Source organism: Acaryochloris marina S15, from assembly GCF_018336915.1.
GTDB classification, from domain to species: Bacteria; Cyanobacteriota; Cyanobacteriia; order Thermosynechococcales; family Thermosynechococcaceae; genus Acaryochloris; species Acaryochloris marina_A.
This window is the reverse complement of the sequence record NZ_CP064923.1, coordinates 3,461,726-3,487,187: the sequence shown is the minus strand read 5'-3', so window position 1 is coordinate 3,487,187 and position 25,462 is coordinate 3,461,726. Positions and strand designations below refer to the sequence as shown.

General features: G+C 48.6%; 22 protein-coding genes. 14 read left to right on the top strand and 8 right to left on the bottom strand.

What is annotated here, in order from left to right; translation table 11 throughout:
- Window positions 1–50 precede the first annotated feature (50 nt).
- The 4 genes from nusA (at window position 51) to I1H34_RS16125 (ending at window position 5,407) form a co-directional block, all read left to right on the top strand.
- Window positions 51–1,412, top strand: coding sequence for a transcription termination factor NusA (gene nusA, locus I1H34_RS16135; protein WP_212662047.1), 1,362 nt, complete (start codon window positions 51–53; stop codon window positions 1,410–1,412).
- A 441-nt stretch (window positions 1,413–1,853) separates the two neighbouring features.
- Window positions 1,854–2,504, top strand: a complete 651-nt coding sequence (locus I1H34_RS33260) for a translation initiation factor IF-2 N-terminal domain-containing protein (RefSeq protein WP_463675102.1) — start codon at window positions 1,854–1,856, stop codon at window positions 2,502–2,504.
- Between the two features lie 26 nt (window positions 2,505–2,530).
- A complete protein-coding gene (gene infB, locus I1H34_RS16130; RefSeq protein WP_463675101.1) occupies window positions 2,531–4,942 on the top strand; it encodes a translation initiation factor IF-2 in 2,412 nt (803 codons plus the stop codon).
- A 255-nt stretch (window positions 4,943–5,197) separates the two neighbouring features.
- Window positions 5,198–5,407, top strand: coding sequence for a hypothetical protein (locus I1H34_RS16125; RefSeq protein WP_212662046.1), 210 nt, complete (start codon window positions 5,198–5,200; stop codon window positions 5,405–5,407).
- Window positions 5,408–5,442: 35 nt separating this feature from the next.
- On the opposite strand, the gene I1H34_RS16120 is transcribed toward I1H34_RS16125, so the two are convergent.
- The 4 genes from I1H34_RS16120 to I1H34_RS16105 form a co-directional block, all read right to left on the bottom strand.
- Complete coding sequence (locus I1H34_RS16120) at window positions 5,443–6,462, bottom strand: glycosyltransferase family 2 protein (protein WP_212662045.1); 1,020 nt, start codon at window positions 6,460–6,462, stop codon at window positions 5,443–5,445.
- Between the two features lie 20 nt (window positions 6,463–6,482).
- Window positions 6,483–7,031 (bottom strand): serine O-acetyltransferase, encoded by a 549-nt coding sequence (locus I1H34_RS16115; protein ID WP_212662044.1) that lies wholly within the window; start codon window positions 7,029–7,031, stop codon window positions 6,483–6,485.
- Window positions 7,013–8,005 carry a glycosyltransferase family 2 protein gene (locus I1H34_RS16110; RefSeq protein ID WP_212662043.1) on the bottom strand — a complete coding sequence of 331 codons (993 nt, stop codon included), beginning with the start codon at window positions 8,003–8,005 and terminating at the stop codon, window positions 7,013–7,015. Before I1H34_RS16110 ends, I1H34_RS16115 begins: the two co-directional genes overlap by 19 nt.
- 263 nt (window positions 8,006–8,268) lie before the next feature.
- Window positions 8,269–8,652, bottom strand: a complete 384-nt coding sequence (locus I1H34_RS16105; RefSeq protein ID WP_212662042.1) for a hypothetical protein — start codon at window positions 8,650–8,652, stop codon at window positions 8,269–8,271.
- Between the two features lie 383 nt (window positions 8,653–9,035).
- Here I1H34_RS16105 and I1H34_RS16100 point away from each other — a divergent pair, with 383 nt between their 5' ends.
- The 5 genes from I1H34_RS16100 to I1H34_RS16085 all read left to right on the top strand — a co-directional run bounded on the left by I1H34_RS16100 (window position 9,036) and on the right by I1H34_RS16085 (window position 11,789).
- The gene (locus I1H34_RS16100) at window positions 9,036–9,383 is read left to right on the top strand and encodes a hypothetical protein (RefSeq protein ID WP_212662041.1); all 348 of its coding nucleotides are present in this window, start codon (window positions 9,036–9,038) and stop codon (window positions 9,381–9,383) included.
- 149 nt (window positions 9,384–9,532) lie between these two features.
- On the top strand, window positions 9,533–9,625 hold the full coding sequence (petL, locus tag I1H34_RS16095) for a cytochrome b6-f complex subunit PetL (protein ID WP_212662040.1): 93 nt from the start codon (window positions 9,533–9,535) through the stop codon (window positions 9,623–9,625).
- A gap of 27 nt (window positions 9,626–9,652) precedes the next feature.
- Window positions 9,653–9,784, top strand: coding sequence for a hypothetical protein (locus tag I1H34_RS32785; protein WP_283250020.1), 132 nt, complete (start codon window positions 9,653–9,655; stop codon window positions 9,782–9,784).
- Between the two features lie 36 nt (window positions 9,785–9,820).
- Window positions 9,821–11,311, top strand: a complete 1,491-nt coding sequence (gene gatB / locus I1H34_RS16090; protein ID WP_212662039.1) for an Asp-tRNA(Asn)/Glu-tRNA(Gln) amidotransferase subunit GatB — start codon at window positions 9,821–9,823, stop codon at window positions 11,309–11,311.
- Between the two features lie 25 nt (window positions 11,312–11,336).
- On the top strand, window positions 11,337–11,789 hold the full coding sequence (locus I1H34_RS16085) for a nucleoside deaminase (protein ID WP_212662038.1): 453 nt from the start codon (window positions 11,337–11,339) through the stop codon (window positions 11,787–11,789).
- 101 nt (window positions 11,790–11,890) lie between these two features.
- On the opposite strand, the gene murA is transcribed toward I1H34_RS16085, so the two are convergent.
- On the bottom strand, window positions 11,891–13,186 hold the full coding sequence (murA, locus tag I1H34_RS16080; protein WP_212662037.1) for a UDP-N-acetylglucosamine 1-carboxyvinyltransferase: 1,296 nt from the start codon (window positions 13,184–13,186) through the stop codon (window positions 11,891–11,893).
- Between the two features lie 183 nt (window positions 13,187–13,369).
- Between murA and I1H34_RS16075 the strand changes: the two genes are divergently transcribed.
- The 4 genes from I1H34_RS16075 (at window position 13,370) to I1H34_RS16060 (ending at window position 18,702) form a co-directional block, all read left to right on the top strand.
- On the top strand, window positions 13,370–14,275 hold the full coding sequence (locus tag I1H34_RS16075; protein ID WP_212662036.1) for an ABC transporter permease: 906 nt from the start codon (window positions 13,370–13,372) through the stop codon (window positions 14,273–14,275).
- 266 nt (window positions 14,276–14,541) lie between these two features.
- Window positions 14,542–17,157: a chloride channel protein gene (locus I1H34_RS16070; RefSeq protein WP_212662035.1), complete on the top strand. Its 2,616-nt coding sequence runs from the start codon at window positions 14,542–14,544 to the stop codon at window positions 17,155–17,157.
- Between the two features lie 73 nt (window positions 17,158–17,230).
- Entirely contained in the window at window positions 17,231–17,806 is a 576-nt protein-coding gene (locus I1H34_RS16065) for a hypothetical protein (RefSeq protein WP_212662034.1), read from the top strand.
- A gap of 194 nt (window positions 17,807–18,000) precedes the next feature.
- Window positions 18,001–18,702, top strand: coding sequence for a glutathione S-transferase family protein (locus I1H34_RS16060; protein WP_212662033.1), 702 nt, complete (start codon window positions 18,001–18,003; stop codon window positions 18,700–18,702).
- Window positions 18,703–18,728: 26 nt separating this feature from the next.
- Here the strand turns inward: I1H34_RS16060 and gap are convergent, their stop codons facing one another.
- A complete protein-coding gene (gap, locus tag I1H34_RS16055) occupies window positions 18,729–19,769 on the bottom strand; it encodes a type I glyceraldehyde-3-phosphate dehydrogenase (protein ID WP_212662032.1) in 1,041 nt (346 codons plus the stop codon).
- 434 nt (window positions 19,770–20,203) lie between these two features.
- Between gap and pyk the strand changes: the two genes are divergently transcribed.
- Window positions 20,204–21,625 (top strand): pyruvate kinase, encoded by a 1,422-nt coding sequence (gene pyk, locus I1H34_RS16050; RefSeq protein WP_315874886.1) that lies wholly within the window; start codon window positions 20,204–20,206, stop codon window positions 21,623–21,625.
- Here the strand turns inward: pyk and I1H34_RS16045 are convergent, their stop codons facing one another.
- Both I1H34_RS16045 and I1H34_RS16040 read right to left on the bottom strand, forming a co-directional pair.
- Entirely contained in the window at window positions 21,626–24,367 is a 2,742-nt protein-coding gene (locus I1H34_RS16045; RefSeq protein WP_212662030.1) for a cation-translocating P-type ATPase, read from the bottom strand.
- 188 nt (window positions 24,368–24,555) lie between these two features.
- Window positions 24,556–25,302: a histidine phosphatase family protein gene (locus I1H34_RS16040; protein WP_212662029.1), complete on the bottom strand. Its 747-nt coding sequence runs from the start codon at window positions 25,300–25,302 to the stop codon at window positions 24,556–24,558.
- Between the last annotated feature and the right edge of the window lie 160 nt (window positions 25,303–25,462).

Genomic DNA, 25,462 nt, shown 5'->3' with positions numbered 1-25,462 from the left:
TCCAGCCTCGAATCTCTCCCTCACACCCTAGTTCAGCAAGGAGTAAGCCTATGTCCATGGTCCAGTTACCTGGTTTAGCGGAAATGATTAATGTGATCAGCCGTGAACGTAATCTTCCCAAACCTGCGGTACAAGCTGCCCTGCAAGAGGCCCTTCTGAAAGGCTATGAGCGCTATCGACGTACCCTACTCTTAGATAGTGGGGCTCAATTCGACGAAGAATATTTTTATAATTTCGATGTCGAACTGGATATCGAAGAAGAAGGCTTTCTGGTTCTAGCAACCAAAATGATCGTTGATGATGTGGAAAGTACCGACCACCAAATTGCATTGACTGAAGTACGAGAAGTCGCTCCCGAAGCTCAACTCGGCGATACCGTTGTCCTAGATGTGACCCCCGAGCAGAATGAATTTGGACGGATGGCTGCCATCCAAACCAAGCAGGTTCTATCCCAAAAGCTGAGGGATCAACAGCGCAAACTCATTCAAGAAGAGTTTCAGGACCTCGAAAAAACTGTATTACAAGCTCGTGTACTTCGATTTGAGCGTCGTTCTGTGATCATGGCCGTCACCAGTGCATTTGGGCAACCAGAAGTTGAAGCTGAATTGCCCAAGCGCGAACAGCTTCCCAATGACAACTATCGGGCCAATGCCACCTTTAAAGTGTTCCTCAAGCGAGTGGCGGATGGTCCTCATCGGGGACCTCAATTAGTTGTCTCTAGAGCCGATGCAGGCTTAGTCGTCTATCTATTTGCCAATGAAGTCCCAGAAATTGAAGATGAGGTCGTTCGGATTGTTGCCGTCGCCCGAGAAGCCAATCCCCCCTCTCGTCAGGTTGGTCCCCGCACCAAAATTGCTGTGGACACCTTAGAACGAGAAGTCGATCCCGTCGGTGCCTGTATTGGTGCCCGAGGGTCCAGAATTCAAGCTGTGGTGAATGAACTCAGAGGCGAAAAGATTGATGTTATTCGCTGGTCCCCTGATCCAGCCACCTATATTGCCAATGCCCTCAGTCCTGCTAGAGTTGATGCGGTTCGTCTGATTGATACTGAAGAACGCCAAGCCCATGTCCTCGTTGCCGAAGATCAGCTAAGTTTGGCGATTGGTAAAGAAGGCCAGAACGTCCGGTTAGCGGCTCGTCTAACTGGGTGGAAAATCGATATCAAAGATATTGCCAACTATGATCAAGAAGCTGAAGATCTGCAATTGAGCGAACTTCAAGCCCAGAAAGTCGATGAGGATGAAATCGCCATTGAAGTGGAACAACCTGACCTGGAGATGCCTGAAGTATCAGATGCTGGTGCTGAATCGAGTAGCGAAGCCTCAAGCGAAGAACTTTCAGCCCATGTGGAGGAAGATGAATCCCCAGAAGTAGAGGAGGCAGTCAACACGTCTGAAGACATGGAAGAGTAATGTTGCAGATAGATCTTTGTATCTGGACCTGCAATCTGATGTCATAAATCCTTCAAGATGCCTGACTCTCTTCAATATCCAGAATTTCTGAAAGATGCCATAACGAATAATCATTTGCTAACGCTATGGCATCTTTCAGCCAATGCCAACAAAAAATAGTTGATAATAGCAATATTGCTTGATCATCCTTCCCATAAAGTGGATGCTAGATAAAGCGTTAGCTCCACCAAACGAACAGTGAAAGTTTTACTTCCCACTCGCAAGTTTGTCAAACAGCATGGATAATGCTTAAGAAGGAGTTTTTATCCTTACTATTAGCTGGGCAATCAGCTATGCCAATGGAACGCAAAAAGACCAAAAAGTAACATCAAACATATCCTTATCCCAAAAACGTAAAGGGTAGAACTATGTAAGATCACAGGAGACTAAAGGGGCCAGTGGATGAGTAATAATCACAAAATTAGAATTTACGAGCTATCAAGAGAGTTAAATTTGGAGAACAAAGACATTTTGGCAGTATGCGATCAGCTCGATATTGCTGTCAAAAATCACAGCAGTACGATTACTGAGGATGAAGCCGCAAAAATTCGATCTGCTGCCAAAAATCATCCATCTAGCCAAAAGGCAAATCAGCCCAACCGCAAGCCGGCTGCTGCCAAGGAAGGCAGTGCGCAAAAGCCTCGCCCCATTGCCAAGCCAGTCAAGCAAGATCGACCCAAAAAACAACAAATTCTTGAGCTGCGTAAACAACCCTCAAAACCCGCTGAGACTTTAGCAGCACCTCCATCTGTGAGTGCAGCGCCTCCATCTGTGAGTGCAACACCTCCATCTGTGAGTGCAGCGCCTCCATCTGTGAGTGCAGCGCCTCCATCTGTGAGTGCAGCGCCTCCATCTGTGAGTGCAGCGCCTCCATCTGTGAGTGCAGCAGATTCATCTGAGCCCTTGCAGGCTCCTAAGCCTATTCGCCCAGAACCCACTCGTGCACCCGAGAAGCCTGTGGCTACAGAGAAGTCTGCCATCAAGCCTCCTTCCGTTGCCAAGCCCGCGAGCCCAACCCTATCCCCCCAGCGAATAGAGCAGAGAAGGTACTGACAAAACCAGCCACTCAAGTTCCCGAGATGGTGAAGAAGCCTCAGCTTCTGAGCAAACCCACTTTCAATTCCCCCCCCAAACCTACTCGTCCAGAAGAGCCTAAAGTTAGCCCTAGAACAGGCGCCGTTTCGCCAACCGTGGAGCCGCCGACTAAGCCGGCAGCAACAGAACCGCCTCGTCCTCGACTGATTCGCCCCATTTCCATCACAAAAGCGAAACAACAAGCTGAGAAAGAGCAGGAAGCATCCAAGACTAGTGGAGCGGGCGCAGCCAAAGACAACAATGACACCACTGAGCTACTCGTTCTCAAGCCGCCAACATCACGTCAGAAAAAAGATAAGCGGACTGTTAAATCAGATGATCAGTTAGAAGATCGGCCCACTAAGGCTTCAAAAGCTAGCCTCAAGCAGAAGCGGCGCACGCAAAAAGAGATGGAGGAGGATGAAGACGATCTTTTTGGAGCAGATGGCGCTAATAGTCAAACGGCTATTGATGTGAGTCAATCTTTGGTGCGACCGCCTAAGCCTAAATCAATGAAGCAGTCTAAACCCACGACTGTTCCTATCAATCGCAGCCCTGGTCCCTCTAAAGGTGGCAATCGACGGCAGCGAAATCGCTATCGTCAACAGCAGGAGGTCGAGGTCGAACGGCCCACGCTGCTGACCTTAACCTCCGACTTAACGGTCCAAGCATTGGCAGCGGAGCTCCTTGTTCCCGAAACTGAAGTGATTAAGATTCTCTTTATGAAGGGAATTGCCGCCAATATCAATCAGGTTCTGGATATTCCAACTGCCACGATGGTGGCAGAAGAATTAGATTGTGAGGTCGAAACCCAGGAAGAAGAATCTGAAGCCCGTAAAGTTTCAGAAATGCTGGATGCTGAAGATCTTGAGAAACTGCAATCTCGTCCGCCTGTGGTCACCATTATGGGCCATGTTGATCATGGTAAAACCACCCTCTTGGATGCAATTCGCGAAACGAAGGTTGCCCAAGGAGAAGCTGGTGGCATCACTCAGCATATCGGGGCCTACCATGTTGACTTAACCCATGGAGATGGAGTGCAACAGGTCGTCTTCCTGGATACACCAGGTCACGAAGCTTTCACCGCCATGCGGGCTCGGGGAACACGAGTGACGGATATCGCCATTTTGGTAGTAGCTGCCGACGATGGCGTGCGTCCACAAACCCTGGAAGCGATTAGCCATGCGCGGGCCGCAGAAGTTCCCATTATTGTTGCCATCAATAAAGTCGACAAAGAAGGGGCTCAGCTGGACAGAGTTCGCCAAGAACTGAGTGAGCATAATCTAGTCCCTGAAGATTGGGGTGGCGAAACGGTCATGGTGCCGGTCAGTGCCCTTAAGGGGGAAAACCTAGATACGCTGCTTGAGATGGTGCTGCTGGTCGCTGAAGTCGAAGATTTGCAGGCCAATCCGGATCGCCCTGCTAAGGGAACGGTGATTGAGGCTCACTTAGATAAGGCCAAAGGTCCGGTTGCTAGTTTGCTAGTTCAAAACGGTACCCTCCGAATCGGTGATGTGTTAGTCGCCGGGTCTGTCTTCGGTAAAGTGCGGGCCATGGTTGACGATCGCGGTGCCCGCGTCGATACGGCTAGTCCTTCCTTTGCCGTCGAGGTGCTGGGGATGAGTGAAGTGCCTGCTGCGGGTGAAGAATTTGAAGTCTTCGTGGACGAGAAAGTAGCCCGATCTCAGGCAGGACAGCGGACGGATCAACAGCGCCATACTCGCTTGCAGCAGGCCCTGGCCTCTCGACGAGTCTCTCTCAATGCCTTGTCTGAAAAGGCCCGTGAAGGAGAACTGAAAGAACTGAACCTGGTCATCAAAGCAGATGTCCAAGGATCCCTTGAAGCTCTGTTGGGTTCTTTGGCTCAACTGCCTCAAAATGAAGTTCAAGTTCGCGTATTGCTGTCAGCACCTGGCGAAATTAGCGAAACAGATGTAGATTTGGCTTCCGCCAGTGGTGCCGTCATCATTGGTTTCAACACTAGCTTAGCCACCGGGGCCCGACAAGCCGCCGATCAGGCCGGAGTGGATATCCGTGAATATGACATCATTTATAAGCTGTTGGAAGATATTGAAGGCGCCATGGAAGGCCTCCTAGAACCTGAGTTTGTAGAGGAAGACTTGGGCGAAGCCGAAGTTCGGGCCGTGTTCCCTGTGGGACGAGGTGCGATCGCAGGTTGTTACATTCAATCTGGGAAATTGGTACGGAATTGTCGCATTCGAATCCAAAGAGGCAATGACGTGGTCTTTGAAGGCATCCTAGATTCCCTCAAGCGGATGAAAGATGATGTTCGCGAAGTGAACTCAGGCTATGAATGTGGTGTGGGCGTTGATAACTTCAGTGGTTGGACTGAAGGCGATCGGATTGAAGCCTTTCAGATGGTGACGAAGCGGAGAACATTATCTGCAGCGACCTAATCTACCCTGTGCCCTTTATTTTCTGTATTCCCTGTCACACTCTCCAGCCTCTAATTTGAGTAGGCTGGAGGGTGTAATAAGGAATTTTTAAGGGATTGTCCCACTCCCCTTAGATCCAAGGAGCAGATGGATCTTTGAAAGCGCTTCTTTATCATTTTGTTTTGATGCAACGTGTGCATGGGTCCGTGAACTCAGCTATTCTAAAAGAAGAGTTAAATGCTGAGTGATTATTCCTCACCTATTTGGAAGACAGTTATGAGTCCTCTTTCGTCTCCTACAGCTAATCATTATCTCTCTGATGATTCAGAGCTATTCTGGCCTGATCTCAAGCAAGTCATCTCAAGTAGTTCCGGCTTCAAGCGCTGGGTACTAGAGCGAGGCTTAGATGCGAATGCCCAAGGCAAACCCCTAGACGGTTTGGTGCGGTCCTATCTTAAGCAGACCCTAGAGACCTTAGCCTACTAATTCCATGTGCCTAATTTTCTGATAGATTAGGCTCCTCATTTGTATTCCACAATTTTTGGCGTACGACCCGTGATCCGGTGCCAATGAAACTGGAGCTGCCCCTGTGCTTCTGGAATCTTTCCTAGTACGCAGAATAGTGCATATTGTATTGACGCTGGCCAGGAATGATTGGAGTGCTGATTCCAGCATATTTTTGCGACCAGAAATACATAAACTAGACCACCAGATAGACTCCATCCGTTACTCTCAGGCAATGTTGCCAATATCGTAATTGGCAGAATAAACCCCCATATCCAACTGCGCAGACTTTCTCGTACCCAATGGCGTTCGGGAGGTGCGCTGTGGAGCCATGCGCCTTCTGCATAGGCATGTCCAGCCCGAACAGTACGCTGCCACCATTGACTGAAATGTGTGATTTGAGCATCATGCCAGGTCATATCTGCATCAATTCGGAGAATACGCCAATGGTGGCGCCGCAGTCGCAGGCAGAGTTCTGGTTCTTCTCCCGCAATTAAAGATCCTCGATATCCGTCCACTTGTTGAAGGGCTGAGACCCGAATGAGGGCATCTCCTCCACAAGCTAACGCTTCACCAATGGGTGTATTCCATTCCATATCACAGAGCTGATTAAAGACAGACTGTTCAGGATATTTTTCTCGTCGCCGACCACACACGACCGCTACATCTTGATGAGCAACTAGAGTCGCTAATGCTGTTGCGCACCAATCGGTTGCTAACTGGCAGTCCCCATCGATGAATTGGATAAACTGCAGCTGAGGATAGTCAGTATAGAGAGATTTATATCCAGAATTGCGGGCCCGAGCCGCAGTAAAGGGTATGGATAAGTCTAAGGTCAACACTGTGATCCCTAAATTCGTGGCCCAGGCCACACTATCATCCGTAGAACCAGAGTCTACATAGACAATATGGTTGGTAGACAATTGTGCGATCGCAGAATTCAAACAGGCTTTGAGACGATCACCTTCGTTGCGACCAATGGCCACTAAGCCTATGGTTTGTTCTGCTGCTGTGGGTTCTACTAAGTCCTTAGACATAAAAGTGAATGCTGGCGATCTTAATCTCCACCAGGGATGGGGAGGCTATGGGATGTCAAGATTTTGGCCGGAATGCCCACTGCTGTTTGTCCTGGGTGAACGTCTGACAAAACGACCGCATTAGCCCCGATATTGACATCATCCCCCAGCACCACATTTCCTAGGATTTTGGCTCCTGCCCCAATATTCACTCGTGCTCCTAGCTTGGGGGCATCCAAAGGATGATCCAAATATCGATTCCCCAAGGTAACCCCCTGACGAATAATACTCTCATCGCCAATTTCGCTATCTCCATGGATAACAATGGCTCCTTGATGCTCAATCACCACCCGACGCCCTAATTTGACGGTATAGGGTAAATCAATTCCATAGACATTGCGAATGTAGCGGTAATGCCCCCGGTAAATCAGGCTAAACGGGGCTCTTAACAGCTTTGGCTGCAGCTGCATTCGCCAAACCCCAAACCGATGGACGGCGACTGCTCGAAATCCCGGTTTGGTCCAATCGGACTGATGGGCTCGCCAGTCTTCCCTAATTTGTTGCCAGAGGCTTAAATCTTGCTGCGACATTGCCCCCCCTTGACAAAGGCACTATTGCAAAAGAAGTCTTGTAAAAGATGGGGGGGATCGACTTGAGGCTTGTGCTGGACTAACTGCCGTAGCTGCCACAGAGAATATCCCCCCAGCCATGCCAGATCCGTCAGGACCGCATACCCATGACTGTGGTGCTTATGAAAATATCGATGGCGGGAGTCAAACCAATATTGCGGTCGTCGCTGTTGGGTCGCTTGGGCTCCAGTCACCCCAGAGCTTTGCCCCACAAGATGAACCACGCGACTGGCGGGGACATACCAACAGGTCCAATTTGCCTGTCTTGCTCTAAGGCAAAAATCAACTTCTTCGTAATACATAAAGAAGTCGTCATCCAGTAGCCCAATTTGCTCAAAGACCTGGCGCCGAATCATCATACTGGCACCAGCTAGCCAATCTGTGGCTATCGCCTGGTCAGCAATTGGGGGGGCTAAGATCCACCGGGATAGGACTTTAGAAACCAGTCCCAACCGTAATCCCTGATCTAATTCACTCCAAAGTGTATGGAATCGAAAGGCTGAATATTGAGGGGTGCCATCTAAATTTTCTAGGCGACTGCCCGCGATGCCTACATCAGGGTGTTGTTCAAGAAATGTGAGTAATGTCTTGAGGGCTCCAGGATGAACCACCGTATCGGGATTTAACAACCAAATATAGTCAGGGGGATGGGTAGACTCAAGGGCAGGGCCAATCATGGCATTGTTGCCAGCAGCAAACCCCCCATTTGTATCTAGGGATTGGAGCGTGACCCAATCTTGCCAATGATGGGATGCGATCGCATCTCGCAATACGACAACGGACTCATCTCCAGACTGGTTATCGGCAACCACAACCCTTGTATTGCCATGGTGCTCCACCTCTGTTTGCAAAGACTGCAAACAATCAATCGTCAGCTGGGGCGTTCGATAATTGACAATCACAACCAGCAAAGAAGGTGATGGTGACTTTAACATCAATCAAGGGATTCGCTGAAGGTAAGAGGGCCTTCCCTATTTTTAACATCTGTCAGGAGACCGAGTCGTATCGCTCCGATAAATGTAGAAGTTCTCCCCCAAGCACACCTTTAGTGTTCGTCCAACAGTGTGATTAGAACGATACTCGCTGATCTCCTTCTAGGGGCTTGTTGAGCATTAATCCAGGAGTATTAGCTGTGCCATTTGCCGGTTCTATCACCCTCGCATTACGTGGAGCGAGCTGTGAGGGTGATGCCCTGTCCTCAGCCGCTGGTAGAAATACAAGGTGTGAAGTACGGAGATAGCTCTGGGGGCATCGCTTTAGGATCGTCTTTGATACTAGCTTGGGCTTTCGTAAAGATTTGAATCGCCTGCATTTGAGAATGCTGTTGCTGCATTTGGGAAATTGAGCATTGGCAAATCTGCGATGCTTTATCAGCAGAATCCCCTTTTACTTCTCTCAATTTTTTAGTGCACTCATAAGTATATAAACGCACCAGCTGAGGATTGTAGGTATATTTGGCAGATGCAATTTGAGCTGAATGGGTGTGGTGAGCATTGGCCTGACTTGGAATCAATAGACTAGAACACCCCACTGTACTCGCTACAGTAAAGGTGATTGATAAAGCTCGAATAGAACGAACCATAAAAACTTCTCCTATAAGTGAAAAGAGTGAAGAACAACACCAAGGAATCGGCCTGCTTTGGAATTGAATGATCAAACCTTTGTAATCGTAGGCTGATAATTCATCTATTTAAGCCTTCCCTGCGACAAAGCGCTATTTAAGTTAAGCAATTTAGTTTGTTTTTGACACATTTCATCATATTTACGGTACTTATTGCATGATGTGTCTAGCTTCTAGGATGTTCCCGAGCGCACTTTAATCTGTCAATTGTTATGAAGCGTGATGAATTTATTTTGAGCTGGGCCATCCATTCAAATGGATGGATACCTCTACATTTCTCATAAGATCTGCTGCCGATACCCAGGTACTATTGAGGAGCAAAGCCACTCGCCAACGTTTTCCCTATGTCAACCGCACAACTGCGCTTAAATCTAATAGAAGGATCCGTTACTTTTAGTTTTACTGCCGAAGCAGCCCAAGAATTTAAAACTGCAATTTCAGCCTTAATGACAAGCCTGAAGGCCGTTGCTAATAAAACACCTGGAGAAAAAGTACAGCCCCAACCCTCGATGGAATACCAGTATACCGGGGATGTTTTCTTAGAATGCTTTTGCAACCCTAATATTTGGCCTAGTCCTTTTGCGGCAAAAGTTCTGATTACCGTGAGGGATGATCGCATTCGACTCACAACAGAAGCTGAACTCACCCGTACTATCGAAGATCTGAATGAATTTATTGAAACAAACGGGTAATTCAACTCAGTCTTTCTCTTGGGAAGATGGGGGCAGTCTCAATCTCTGAATCAAACTTGGACAGGTGGGATCACCATCCGATAAGCTACTCAAGAGTGGGATTTATGATTACAATCGTTCACTATTAAGTTCTAGTTAGAGGTATCCGCATGGGTTTTATCGCCTACATATTATTCATTAGTCTTTTTACCGGTATGGCTCTTGGCCTTTATTTTGGTCTCAAAGCCGTCAAATTGATCTAGGAAAACGGCATCAACCCGAAAGCTTGGATGGAATTCAGGATTCCCCAAGCTTTCGGCAAGGATTTTTTCGTTTCAGAATGCTCCAAATCACGTTTTGAGTTTGCTAAGGGTGTGGTTGCGATCGCAACCGCAATTCGTTCTCCTCCCCAAACCTTCTAGAATAGGGAAGAGTTATTGCAATAAGGCAAACGCTACATGGTCACAAAGGCACCTGCAAAGATTGAATATGAGGCGGTAATTGGTTTAGAGACCCATTGCCAGCTCAGTACAAACACCAAAATCTTTTGTAACTGTTCCACTGCCTTTGGAGCAGCTCCGAATCATCAAGTTTGCTCAATCTGCATGGGTATGCCCGGTGTTTTACCTGTCCTCAACGAAACCGTTTTAGAATATGCCGTCAAGGCAGGTCATGCCCTCAATTGTGAGATTGCTAAGTACAGTAAATTCGATCGGAAGCAATACTTTTACCCCGATCTGCCCAAAAACTATCAAGTCTCTCAGTTTGACTTGCCCATTGCCGAGCATGGCTGGATAGAAGTCGAGATTGTTGACGAACAAGGGGAAGCCACCCGCAAAAAGATCGGCATTACCCGTCTACATATGGAAGAAGATGCTGGCAAATTGGTCCATGGCGGCAGCGATCGCCTAGCGGGTTCCACCCACTCCCTGGTGGACTTTAACCGAACCGGTGTCCCTCTAATCGAGATTGTTTCCGAACCCGATATGAGAACGGGACTCGAAGCAGCCGAATATGCCCAAGAGATTCGTCGGATTGTCCGATATCTTGGAGTGAGTGACGGCAATATGCAAGAAGGCTCCTTGCGCTGCGACGTCAACATTTCTGTACGCCCAAAAGGCCAGAAAGAATTTGGCACCAAAGTAGAAATCAAAAACATGAACTCCTTTAGTGCCATTCATCGAGCCATCGACTATGAGATCGCCCGCCAGACTGCAGCCATTGAAGCAGGCGAGGGTGAGTCCATTATTCAAGAAACTCGCTTATGGGAAGAAGGCGCCCAACGCACCATCGGTATGCGCAGCAAAGAAGGCGCTAGTGACTATCGATATTTTCCCGAGCCAGACTTAACACCGATTGAAGTCGCCCCTAAGCTGCTGAAACAATGGCAGTCAGAACTACCCGAACTCCCTGCAGCCAAGCGGCATCGATATGAGGAAGAAATCGGATTGTCCCCTTATGACACCCGAATTCTCACAGATGATCATGCCATCACCCAATTTTTCGAGACAACCTTAAAAGCTGGAGCTTCTGCTAAGCAAGCAGCTAACTGGCTGATGGGAGATATTACCGGCTACCTCAACAATGAGAACTTATCTATTACGGACATTGCTTTAACTCCTGAGGCCCTAGCTGAACTCATTGAGTTGATCGAAGCTAACACCATCAGTGGCAAAATTGCCAAAGAACTCTTACCGGATTTGTTAACAAAAGGCGGTTCACCTAAAAAGTTAGTTGAGAAGAAAGGACTAACTCAGATTTCGGATACGGCTACCTTGGAAACGCTGATTGATGAAGTCATAGCGGCTCACCCCCAAGAGTTAGAGCAGTTCCGCAATGGCAAAACCAAACTTCAAGGCTTTTTCATGGGACAAGTCATGAAACGAACCAGTGGACGAGCTGATCCCAAAGCCACTAATCAGATGCTGGCTAAAAAGTTGAAAGGCTAAGTCCGAATATTACTCATTGGAGCAGATGAATTCAGATTCATTTATGGATGCAGCCATCCAAGAAGCCCAGTTGGGATTAGCTGCTGGAGGTATCCCCATTGGATCTGTTGTGGTTAAGGGTGGGAGCATTGTTGGCCGAGGCCATAACCTCAGGGTTCAACAAGGTAGTGCAATTTTGCATGCAGAGATGAGTGCTTTGGAAACTCTGGGCCGTCAACCTGCCACGTTTTACCAAGACGTCACTTTATACACCACATTGTCGCCGTGCAGCATGTGTACAGGCGCTATTTTACTCTACAAAATTCCCCATGTCGTTATAGGTGAAAATCGAACCTTTATGGGAGAAGAAGTCTGGCTGAAATCTCGTGGCGTTCAGGTTACAGTCCTAGACCATCCCCAGTGTTACCAAATGATGCAGGCGTTCATTAACGGAACCCCTCAACTTTGGTATGAGGATATTGGTGTTGAGAGAGCCTGAAGCCCATCTCAATTCAAAGTCATTGAAGTCAAAAACCAAAGTCCTAGCCTAAAAGAAATGAATATCTTGGGGCTGGGACTTTGGTTCAGATCGAAAACAATTTAGGGGGTGGGAGCAGGAACTCGCTCGATTCTGGCGCCTAAGCCGCGTAACTTCTCTTCAAAGTCCGAATAGCCCCGATCAAGGTGCTGTAGCCCTTCAATACTGGTTTTACCTTTAGCTGCTAGGGCGGCAACCACTAATGCTGCTGTGGCTCGCAAGTCAGTGCCTGTTACCGGTGCTCCTGACAAGAATGGCACACCATGAATAACGGCGATGTTGCCCTTAACTCGAATATCAGCCCCCATTCTGACCAATTCAGGGACATGACCCAAACGGTTCTCAAATACTGTTTCAGTCACAACACTGTTTCCTTCACTTAAGGTCAGTAGTGCCATGAAAATAGACTGCATATCGGTGGGGAAACCAGGATAAGGAAGGGTTTCGATCTCGGTCCCTGCATGAACACCTTTGGACTGAATCCGCAAACCTTGTTGGGCATCTGCTGTCAATTTAAATCCGATAGACCTGAGCTTGGCAATGACTGCAGTCAAGTGGTCAGGAACGACGGGTGCCAGGAGAATATCAGAATGGGTAATGGCTCCCGCCATCAAAAATGTGCCTGCTTCAATCCGATCCGGCACAATGTTGTAATCGGTGCTGTGCAGTTTAGGGACGCCGGAAATGGTAATCGTTTTGGTGCCCGCCCCCGTGATTTTGGCTCCCATGGAGATACAGAAATTAGCTAAGTCTGCAACTTCAGGCTCCTGGGCCGCGTTGTCCAAAATGGTTTCACCCTCAGCTAGAGTTGCCGCCATCATCAGGGTTTCGGTTGCCCCTACACTGGGATAATCGAGGTAAATCTTGGCCCCTTTGAGCTTAGAAGCATAGGCATGGACGACACCATGTTCAATGTAAACTTCGGCTCCGAGTTGCTTCAGGCCCCGAACGTGAATTTCTACGGGTCTTGCACCGATTGCACAGCCGCCAGGTAAGGGAACTTTGGCAACGCCCATACGAGCGAGTAAAGGACCAATGGCAAAGAAGCTGGCTCTTAGCTTACTGACGAGTTCGTAGGGGGCATCCGTTGTAGTGATATGGGTCGGATCCAGATCTAAAACATCGTTGTCTTGCTTAATTTTGACGCCTAAGGTTTTGAGAATTTTGGCCATTCCTTGAATGTCAGCAAGAGATGGAACATTCCGTAAACGACAGGGTTCTGAACATAGGAGTGCTCCGGCCATCAGCACGAGGGCGGAGTTTTTGGCTCCACTAATTTTGACTTTACCTTGAAGTGGCGTCCCCCCCCATACCTCAAGGATCGACGAGTGTGCTTTGGTCGAAACAGACTGATCCACTATGCTAACGGGGGAAGAAACGGTTTTAAGAGTATTCAATGGCCTACACCACACCAAAAATTTGCAGGGGAATGTGGTCTAGAGTGTACCCTAAAACCGGCCAAAAAATCAGAACTTTTGTAACATTCCTCTCATATTCTGCATCAATTGTTGTGAATTCTTTATCCCTATTCTCTTTCGCCAATGACTCCTACTAAAGTTTGGCCCCGTTTTCTGCAGTTTCCACGCCATGCCAGTCTTTCAGTCTGGTTAATGATTACAGGCATTCTTATTACTCTCTTTTTCATCATAATTGCTCTAATGGCTCCATCCCTACAGCAGTGGGATTGGATTCAAGATCCAACCCCCACCAGCATTCTTGACAATATTCCCCATAGTGCGCCTTCAGGTGAACATTGGTTTGGAACAGACAAACTTGGGTATGACGTATTTGCTCGGACGGTTTATGGTGCTCGGGCAGCGCTGCAAGTTGTGGTAGCAGCAACCTTATTTAGTGTTGTCTTTGGCGTTATTTTGGGGCTAGTCAGTGGATACCTTGGGGGCTGGGTGGATCGAATTTTACTCTTCTTAATGGATTCGATTTATGCCATACCTGGTTTACTGATCGCCGTAACTTTGTCTTTTTCTATTGGTGAGGCAGCACGAGGGGTTCCGAGTGCTGCTGCTGCGTTGGGAGTGGCCTATATTCCCAAGTACTATCGCGTGGTTCGCAATCATACCGTCAGCATTAAGACAGAGCTGTTTATGGAGGCAGCTAGAGCTTTGGGGGCTTCTCCGTGGCGAATTATTACTCGATATCTATTCGGCAATGTGATTCAGAGTGTGCCTGTCTTGTTTTCCTTAAATGCAGCGGACTCAGTTTTAACCTTGGGTGCTCTGGGTTTCTTGGGGCTAGGTTTGCCTGCTGAAATCCCAGAATGGGGATATGACTTAAAAGTTGCTTTGGAAGGATTCACTGGGGAAGTTTGGTGGACAACCCTATTCCCTGGCTTGGCCATGGCCTCATTATCGGTGGGATTATCCCTTGCCAGTGAAGGCCTGAGTGAGTTCTTCAATCCTTTGCAGCGACGGGATGCCGATCAAAGCTAGGGGCCAAGGTAAGATGAGGTAGGTTGCTGTGAAGTGGTTCCACAAAGCGTCATGTGGACTGTTCTTTAGCCTTCCGGCAACACCCTGCCCATCACAACTTATTACACCTATAGGATGTGGTTTTTGGTTAGACGTAGTGATGATACGGAAGATGCGATCGCATCCTATCCACCCCCAGCGTTTTCTAATCTCAAACTACGATTCCGCCGCACGTATTTCTGCCCAGACCATCTTCTAATTAAACAAAGGCTTCTAGGCGTCTCTCTATGAAGCTAATCTCGGCATTTCAGCCCCTGCGCCACCTCACTCAATCCAGTCGCTTTGCCATTATTGAAGCCTGTCTGATTGGTCTTATTTCTGGTTTAGCAGCAGTCGCCTTACAGGATGGGATTGGGTGGTTAGGTGGGTTGCGCATCTACTTTGCCAACCAGTTTCATTCCCCTTTGATGTTGCCGTTAATTGGTTTTATCGGTGGTTTTATCGCAGGTTTGCTGATTGAAACCATCGCCCCGGATGCGAAGGGGAGTGGTATCCCGCAAGTGAAGGCTGCACTGGCACAATTTCCCATTGCCCTCAATTGGCAAGTAGCGCTGGTCAAGCTGATCAGTGGCATTACAGTTCTGGGCACAGGATTGCCCTTAGGTCGGCAAGGGCCCACCGTTCAATTAGGCGCTGCCCTGGCCGCTCAACTTAGCTACTGGTTTCCAACAGCTCCCAACCACCGCCAACAGATGATTGCAGCAGGTGCAGGGGCGGGACTCGCAGCAGGGTTTGCGGCTCCCATCGCTGGGGTCCTCTTTATTGTCGAGGAGTTGTTACATGATTTATCTGGATTAACCCTAGGGACCGCCATTCTGTCCTCCTTTATTGGTGCGGTTGTTGCCCATGTCTTGGGAGGGCAGAACCTATCCATCAGCTTTGAGCAGGTGACAACTTCCACCAGCTTCTCTGTTCCAGAAATTCCTTTCTTTATCCTGTTGGGGATTTTGGCAGGAGGATTTGGAGCCTTGTTCAACCGAGGCCTACTTCTTAGTGTTGATCTGAATCGCCGCCTCACGTTCCTCGGATTACCCTGGCGAATTGGCTTGGCAGGGGGGATTTGTGGAGGCATCATTGGCCAACTCCCCAGCATTTTTCAGGATAATACGGGGCTTAGGGGGTTATTGGGACTAGGAGATCTGGGTTGGCAGTTGGCCCTAACGGCCTTCATGGTCCAGTTTGGATTAACCCTGATTGCCTATGGATCAGGGGCTCCAGGGGGATTATTTGCCCCCAGTCTAGTCATGGGGGCAGCCTTAGGTAATTTAGTCGGCTTAGGGCAGGCTCAACTACTAGGGGCTGGTTTACCCACCACCTACGCGTTTGTGGGCATGGGGGCGTTCTTTGGGGCCGTTAGCCGCGTCCCTTTCACTGGGATCGTGATTATTTTTGAAATCACCCAGGATTTTAACCTTGTTCTCCCCCTGATGATTAGCTCTGTAGTGGCCTATCTAACCGCTGAGCAAGTCAATCAAAGTTCTATTTATGACTTGCTGCTAAAGCAACAGGGGATTCAACTACAGAATGCATCTCCCTCTGCCCAACGCATGTTAGATGCTCTGACAGCAGAAGATATTATGCAGCGGCAAGTCGAAACGTTACCGAGCGATCTGCCCTTAGATGCAGCCCGAAAGATTTTTTCCCGCTCTCACCATCGTGGCTTTCCCATCCTCGAAGATCGACGGTTAGTGGGGATCTTGAGCCGCACTGATCTCAACCGAGTCACACAACAACAGAAACCGGGCGATACATTAATCCGGGATGTAATGACGCCCCAGCCCTTAACCGTCAGTCCCACGGCCTCCTTGTCAGATGTCCTTTATATTCTGAATCGCTCCCATATCAGTCGCCTACCCGTATTAGATGGACGCAAACTGATTGGTATTATTACCCGTGCTGATATTATTCACGCCGAATTTGATCACATTTCAGGCCAGAAGCAACAAGATAATCAGGCTTTTGCCCCATCCTATGGGGTCTATCTAACCCGAGGGCCAGCTACCGGCGAAGGGCGAATTCTCCTACCCCTAGCGAATCCTGACACAGCTGAAACGCTCCTAAAAGTTGCAGTAGCCATGGCCCAATCCCTCAACTATGAGCTAGAGTGCCTGCACATTATCCATCTACCCCGTAATCGTTTACCGGCCGAGACCCCAGTCCAAACCACAAAAAGTCGGCGAATCCTGCAAAGGGCTGTTCGGTATGGCCAACGCCATCAGGTGTCTGTTCATACCCAAGTCATCGTGGCTCAGGACGTGGCTCAAGCCATTTTAGAAGCCGAACAGACCGAACATATCAACCTCCTGCTCATGGGGTGGCAAGGGCAATTTTTCTCTGGTGGACAAATTGGCAATCCTACGGTTCGAACAATTCTTCAACAGGCTAAAAGCCAAGTCTTAGTGATTAGACCTGCCACCCATTTCAATATGGGCAAAAATCAACGGTGGCTCATTCCGGTGTCCGGAGGACCGAATGTTCAACAAGCGATTCAACTCCTTCCAGCCCTAGTTCCTATCAGCAAGTCACCCAATCTGAAATTATTTCAAGTTTATCCCCCCAGTAGTGACCTACCCGACCCCAGCATTCTCGATCACTACTCACAGTTTCTCAAGCAGGCCTGTCCTGATAGCACGGTCAAAAGTACACAAATTTGTGCTCAAAATGTGGCAGACGCTATTGTGGAACTGGCAAGGCTCCAACAGACAGACATCATCGTTATTGGCGCCAGTCCAACCGGGTTAGTCCACCAAGCACTCAAAGGAAATATTCCCCTAGCCATTGCTCAAGGGACAGAGGCGACCATCATTTTAGTGAGAGGCTCTGGAACCAGCGTTGTGGTATAACTGTGCCCTGAACAATGTCAGGTAATGGAACATTGACCCAAACTTCTGAATCTAAATTAGGTGGTGAAAGGCAATGTCCAAAATGATCAAACTGAGAAGAAAACGACGACGCTCAATCTGGGGCCTCATTTTTTTATTAAGTCTATGGAGTTGCGTGCTGGGATGGGGATTATCTCAAATCCAAACCTCTGTGGCCCTTGAGACTGCTCCATTAGCCCAAGTCTCAGAATCTCTGCCGACCACAGAAGCTATCGGAGACGTTGATCCAGTCCCTCCTCAGCTCAAGCGAGGCGAACAGCTCTATCAACAACGCTGTGGAACGTGCCATGTCGCTTTACCCCCGCAAGTATTACCGAGCCAAACATGGCAGGCCCTCTTACCGGACACCAACCATTACGGCGTAGTGTTGCCCCCGTTTAAGAATCCGGAACTCACTGATACCTGGGCATATCTCAGCTTCTTCTCTCGACCGATGAGAGAAGATGGTCTTCGCCCCATTCCCTATCAAGTTAGACGTTCTGTATTTTTTAAGGTATTGCATCCTGGCGTTGATTTTGCTGAACCAGTCACCCCTGACACTTGTGTTCGGTGCCATCCTGGCGTGTCCCAACTCAACTTCCGTCAGCTAAGTCCTGAGTGGACGCAATAGTCCATTTGCATGATTGAATTTAACGAAGAAGGGCTTGCCCAAGGCAAGCCCTTCTTCGTTATGAGGCTGTTTAGTGACTTTATGAGTCAAGCCCAAGACGGCTAAATTCGAGCTGTGAAAGATTTCTAGTGTTGGGGTTGAAGTCAGGGTATAGATTGACATATATTTAGTACGATCGTTCGTTCTGTATAGCTATGATTTCATTTTATTATGCCAAACCCTCCCTCTTCAGCCGTCCGGTTTGGATCACACTGATTGAAAAGGGCTTAGCGTTTGATCCGATCGTCGTCAATATGGGGGGCGATCAATTCACGCCTGAATTCAGGGCTCTCAACCCCTTTTGTCGGATTCCGGTACTGGTGGACAATGACTTGACAGTGACAGAGTCCCAAGCCATTTTGGATTATTTAAACCTGCAATATCCCCAACCTAAATTGCTGCCAGAATCTGCCCAGGCAGTTGCTAAGGTGCGGCAGGTGCAAATGATTACTACCAATGAACTGATCCCGGCGATTGGGGAATGCTTAATGAAAAAGCCAGACCAGCAAGTTTATGCCAAGCATCGAGCGATGACGGCTCTGAATATCTTTGAAGGACTGCTCGAAGGGCCTTATTTTGGTGGCGATCACCTGAGTTTGGCAGATATTGTGGCGGGATCGTTAGTCCCCGTCGTGTGTGACTTGGGATTTTCCTTGGACCAGCTGCCACGATTACAAAACTGGCTTAAGGCGCTAATGGTTAGACCAGCCTGGCAGCAGACTCAATTAACCGCCGTCGAAAAAGATCGATTTTTGCGAAGTATTCGAGCCCTTGCCAGACTATGGCAAAAACGACGACGCCAGCGAGCTGAAGAATTACTCGTCCCCAACAAAAGCACTCCCCCAACCATCGGTTAAGGGAGTGCAGATAAAGGGCGAATAGACTAGGCAAATGCCATCATTTCTGATTCCTTGGCAGCCATGGACTGGATTAAATCAATCATGCGATTGGAGTAACCCCACTCGTTGTCATACCAAGCCACGACCTTAAAGAAATTGGAGTTCAGTTCCATACCGGCTCCCGCATCAAAAATGCTGGAATGGGGATCGCTAGTGAAGTCTGTAGAAACAACGGCATCTTCGGTATATCCTAAAATGCCTTTGAGCTCTCCATAGGCAGCCGTCCGCATGGCTGCACAAATATCAGCATAGGTAGTAGAACGTTCTGTACGGAAGGTGAGGTCGACAACAGAGACATCAGGGGTGGGAACGCGCAGGGCCATACCGGTCAACTTGCCTTTAAGCTCAGGGAGAACTAGGGTGACTGCTTTTGCTGCGCCTGTAGAAGCAGGAATGATGTTTTGGGCTGCACTTCGCCCCCCCCGCATATCTTTCTTGCTGGGGCCATCCACGGTTGGCTGAGTAGCTGTCATGGCATGAACTGTCGTCATCAGTCCTTCTGCAAAGCCAAAGTTATCGTGAATGACTTTGGCAATAGGGGCTAGGCAATTGGTGGTGCAGCTGGCGTTAGAAACCACAGTATGTTGCTGAGGGTTATAGAGGTGATGGTTGACCCCCATCAGTAGTGTGGGAACTTTTTCAGGATCCTTTTCCTTAGTGGGGGCTGAAATGGCAACCCGCTTGGCCCCTGCTGCTAAATGTTTTGAGGCTGTATCGAAGGTGGTGAAGAGTCCTGTTGCTTCCACCACATACTCTGCACCTAGCTGGCCCCAGGGCAGCTCTTCTGGATTACGGATTGAGGTACAGGGAATAAACTTGTCGTTGACCATGATCCCCTCAGAAGTCGCTGCAACAGTGCCGCGGAAGGGGCCATGGGTTGAGTCATACTTCAGTAGGTAAGCGATGTTCTCGGCGGGGACTAAATCATTAATGCCGACAAATTCAATATTGGGATTATTGATCCCAGCTCGGAATACTAGTCGACCAATACGGCCAAAACCATTAATGCCTATCTTTATAGTCATTGAGAACCTCGTAGGAAGGATTACCAAGCACTTGCTTTAGGCCCTATTCATGCAGCGAAAATCAGATATCTCGTAGCCAGTCCTATCGCCCTCACAGGATGAAATCGTGTTCCTGTTGCTAGAGCTATAGATCTGACCATCAAATCTTCTACCCGGAACTTAATTTCTGTTTAGGTATAGATAAACAGAGATAAAGCGGTCAAAGATAAATTTAATTTGAGAAATGCTGACTTTTTGGCGTTAAAGGGACTGTAGAGATAGAAAGCCTTTGCAAAGTTGTGCGGTTTATGATGATGAGACAAAAACGGCTCAACACCTAATACGTTAAGGGACGTTTATTGATCACAGGATTTTCCTAAGCAATTTTTTAGATCAGTTATCTATTCAAGATATGGTTGAAGGATTGCCTTTACTTCCGAAGAATACCGACTGTGATTGCATCCCTTACGCACCGGACAAAAATCGTCGCTACCATTGGTCCGGCCAGTAGTTCTCCAGATATTATTCGCCAAATGGTGAGAGCCGGAATGGATGTGGCTCGCTTGAACTTTTCCCATGGGACCTATGAGCAGCATGCTCAAATGGTGAAGCTGCTGCGATCTGTTTCTGCAGAGCTAGATACGCCCGTTACCTTGTTACAAGATTTGCAAGGCCCTAAAATTCGGGTGGGCCAGATTGCTGATGGGGCTATGAAGTTAGTCCCAGGGGAGCGGTTGACGTTAGTGGCAGAAGAGCATTTTCATAACCAGCCCCGGACCGTTGCCATTGACTATCCCTATTTAGCAAAAGAAGCCCAATCCGGAACGCCGATTTTGATGGATGACGGTTTGCTGGAATTAAGGGTGGAACAGGTTGAAGAGGATCAAATCCACTGTCAAATTATTCAAGGCGGAATTTTAGGCAGTCGCAAAGGCGTCAATCTCCCTAGCTTAGATTTGCAGCTCCCCTCCCTAACAGACAAGGATCGGCAAGATTTGGAGTTTGGCCTTTCCCAAGGCGTGGATTGGGTCTCCCTCAGCTTTGTCCGCCGAGCGGCAGACATTCACCTCCTAAAAGAGGTGTTGGCGGCTCATGGGGCAGCAGATGTGCCCGTGATGGCAAAGATTGAGAAACCCCATGCGATCGCAAATCTCGAAGCCATCCTAGATGCTAGTGATGCAGTGATGGTGGCCCGAGGCGATTTAGGGGTGGAAATGCGGGCTGAAAAAGTACCCAAACTGCAAAAGCAAATTATTCGCGCCTGCAATAAGCGCAAGCTCCCGGTGGTAACGGCGACCCAAATGCTGGACAGCATGATTCGCAACCCCCGACCCACCCGAGCTGAAGCCAGTGATGTTGCTAATGCCATCATTGACGGAACCGATGCGGTGATGTTGTCAGGGGAATCCGCTGTGGGCCAATATCCCGTCAAAGCGGTGGAGATGCTGGCCCGAATTGCCACGGACGTGGAACCCGATCTGAACTTTGTGAATAATCCACCGGCCTGTTTTGATGAGACCCATGCTCTCAGTGAGGCCCTCAGTGCGATTCAAGAAGTGCTCTCCTTGAAGTGCATTGCTGCCTTTACCTCCACGGGCTACACCGCCCTGATGGCGGCTGGAGAGCGACCCCGTACGCCGGTGATTGCCATAACCCCCTTTGAGAAGGTCTACCATCGTCTCAACCTAGTTTGGGGCGTTAAGCCTATTTTGATTGATCATCAAGTTGAATCCTTCGAGCATTTGGTGTCCCAAGCTCAGACCTGTTTATTAGAGAAAAACTTGGTGAAATCGGGTGACAAAATTTTGATTATCGGCGGGATTCCCACACAACAACCGCGGGGCACCAACTTTATCAAGATTCATCAGATTGAGTAATTAGCCCAGGCGAGAAGTCCGCCGCATTCGCCATTTTTGTAGTTCAACGGCCCAGAAACCTAGACTGGCAACTCCAAGGCAAAGCAGCAGCTCCACCATAGAAAGAGGCTGGGTTTCAAAGATTTTTTGAAACATCGGATGGTAGAGGACCAATAGCTGCAGGCCTGTGGTCAGCAATACCGTTCCTAGTAAAGGTCTATTGCTTATTACGCCCATTTTGAACAAGGACTCTTGCTCACTGCGAATGGCTTGGACGAGAAAAATTCGCGAAAATGCCAGGGTGGAAAAAATCAGGGTTTGCCAATGGGCCAGCCCAGTCTGCCAACCCCAGTACCCTACTCCGAAGAACAGACAGCCTAACAATAATCCAATCCAAGCAATATCCCGACCCACCCCACGGCTAAATAGGTTCTCGGTAGGAGAGTAGGGAGATCGGCGCATGATGTTGCGCTCTGCGGGTTCCACACTCAACCCGATGGCCAGTAGACCATCAGCCAGTAAATTGATCCATAAAATTTGCAGCGGTAGCAGCGGAATCGGCATATTCACTAAGGGAGCCATCAAGATCACCCACAGCTCACCACAATTGCCGCTCAAGGTGTACTTGATAAATTTGCGAATATTGTCATAAATGACTCGCCCTTCCCGCACTGCTTCCACAATGGTTGAAAAGTCATCATTTAGCAGAATCATATCCGCTGCTTGTTTTGCGACATCCGTGCCGGTGATGCCCATCGCTACACCAATATTGGCCTGCTTTAAGGCGGGGGCATCATTAATTCCATCTCCGGTCATAGCCACAATCTGCCCCTGGTGCTGCAATGTGCGCACAATTGCCAGCTTATGTTGGGGGGAGACCCGAGCATAAATCGAAACATGCTGAACCGCTTCTAAGAGTTCAGCCTCATTGATTTTGTCTAGGTCTTGGCCCGTCAGAGGGAGGCTGCTAGCAATGTTGAGCTGCTGGGCGATGGCTTTCGCTGTAATCGGGTGATCCCCAGTAATCATGACTGGACGAATCCCTGCGGTCTGACACAAAAATACAGCGTCTTTTGCTTCAGGACGGGGTGGATCAATCATGGCCACTAACCCCACCAGCACTAAGTCCTGCTCAAGGTTCTGTGGAGATAAACCGTTCGGACTTTGGGGAAGCCATCGCAGAGCCAGTCCCAAAATGCGTTTCCCGTCAGCAGCCAGGCGATCGTGAATTTGAGAAATTTCTTGCCGTTTGGCTGCTGAGAGGGGCTCGATCAGATCTGCACCCCAAATATGACTGGATTGATCCAATAGACGATCCAGAGCCCCTTTGGTAAACATGAGATTTAAGGAGCTGAGGGGAGCCGGAGCAGATTGGGCAAGTGCCTCCAGACCGGGCATCGTTTGAAATCGATGCACCGTACTCATTAACTTGCGGTTGGCATCAAAGGGAAGTTCTTGATGACGAGGGAGATGTTGGCGGAATTGAGGGGGCCAGGAGCCTAACTGGGCCGCAGCGGCTAGCAATGCTGTTTCTGTCGGATCTCCCAGAAGACGATAGTGATTGAGTTGATCGGGATCGGATTCTAAACAGGCATCATTGCAAAGGGCTAGCCCCGTCAGCATCACATCGAGTACAGATTGCTGGTTAGACTGCAGGCTCTGCAAACAAGGGTTGGGCGGTAACGTGGGCGTCAATGGCATGTTGGGAGTGGCAGGGATAGACATCTCTGTGCCAGCAAAGACCAAATCAGTGACGGCCATGCGGTTCTCAGTCAAGGTTCCGGTTTTGTCTGAACAAATAACCGTCACGGAACCAAGGGTCTCCACCGCGGGCAGCTTCCGAATAAGGGCTTGATGCTTCAACATGCGCTGAGCCCCTAAGGCCAGTGCAATCGTGACGATGGCAGGTAAACCCTCGGGAACGGCTGCAACCCCTAAGCTCACGGCAGTTAGGAACATAAATCGCAAATTTTCGCCCTGCCATAGCCCCAGGAGAAAGATGATTAGGATGAGGATTGTGATTGCGATCGCAAGTTGTTGCCCAAACCGATCCAAGCGCTGCTGGAGCAGCGTTGGACTAGGCTTAGCCGTTTGAATCGCCGCTGCAATCTGGCCAAGCTCCGTTTTCATCCCCGTGTGAGTGACCACCGCTTGACCTCGGCCATAGGTAACAGCCGTTCCCATGTAGACCATGTTGTAACGTTCAGCTAAGGGATGCTGATCGGCTAAGGCGTCGACGATTTTATTAACGGGTTCAGATTCTCCCGTTAGAGACGCTTCTTGCACGCGTAAAGAAGCACTGTCCATGACTCGGCAGTCTGCAGGTACCAAGTTACCTGCTTCAAGGGCGATGATATCTCCTGGGACTAGGGACTGCGCCCCGACCGCTTGCCAGGACTCTTGGCGTCGGACCCTAACCCTAGGGACAGCTAGTTTCTTGAGAGCAGAAATGGCTTGTTCCGCTTGATAATCTTGAAAGAAGCCTAGGCCCGCATTGAAAATAACAATAGCTAGAATAGCTAGGGCATCTTTAAGATCCCCTAGCAAACCGGATAGAACTGAAGCCACAATCAGAATCAAGACCATGGTGGCTGTTAGCTGTTTCCACAGCATATGCCAAGGGCTTTCGCGGTCTTGTTCGATCAGTTCATTTAGACCATAGGTCTGTTGTCGAAGGGTTACCTCAGCGTGGGAAAGTCCCTGATCAAGAGAGGCGTCCAAATGATGCAAGACTTCCTCTGGATGCAGTTGATACCACTCCATACTGGCTTCCCTCTAACTGCACGGTCCTTTTCCCCCGCCCAGTATTGATAGGTAGGGATCACATGCTTTACTCCAATTGTAGTGACCTGAAAACAGGATATGACTGGGACCTATCTCAATAGAGAGATAACTTATTGCAATTCGTGATTGTCTGGCTTCTTGTCCAGTATTTGTAATAGAGAGGCCACCTATAGTTTTGACCATTCCTCAGGTAATACATTGGCTTCTAGCACAAAGTCTCCCTTGCCATTGGGAGTCATTACATAGGCCACCCCTTCTGGTTCCGGCAGAATGCCAGTAGTGACTTCAAAGATATCGGAATGCCCAACAATAACAGTATTTTTCTCTGCCTTGGGAAGTGCAGTTAGTAATGGTTTTACGTTTTTCTCCGCTTCGTCTCTTTGTTGTGGCGAAGGGGTTTTAGTCGGTAAATAGTTGAGCCGAGGATTCTTCACATGCTGACCAAATGCTGAATCTGCCGTTTTCCAAGTTCGGCAATACTCACTAGTGATTACTTCCCCTACAGGAATATTTTTGGCGGTGAATGCTGCCCCTATTTCTTGAGCCTGTTGGGTGCCTTCTTGACTCAATTGCCGCTGGAGTTCACAGTTGGCGAGGTCCGACTTAGAGCTAGCCTGATCTTTTTCACCTTTATTGGTCTGGGTATGGCGAAAATAGATAATATACCCGCCCTTTTGTAGAGCACTTAAGAGTTCTTCACCCCTGAGCTTGTCTTTAAATTCAGCATTAGCTATTTTGCCCTGGTTGTTGTCGGCGGCTTGTCCATTTGTCTGCTCAGACTTTGTTAAAGGGGCACTTTGGACATTAGGGTTGGCGGTGTCTTGTCTAGATGAGGGCGATCCGTTACAGGCTGTTAAGTTTGCTCCCATGCCAATAGCCATTAGTAGACTAAAAACCTTAAATTTATTTTGCATAACTCGTTTTACCTTTTTTAAGTTCTATTTAGCTAAGTTCACTCTCTGTTTTTATTACCAATAAGCCAAGAAAAAAGAAAGATAATTTAAGTCAATTTAGACAAAAATTAATTCAGGCATCAAATAAAATTCTAAAGACCCATGATAATCAAAAGATCTG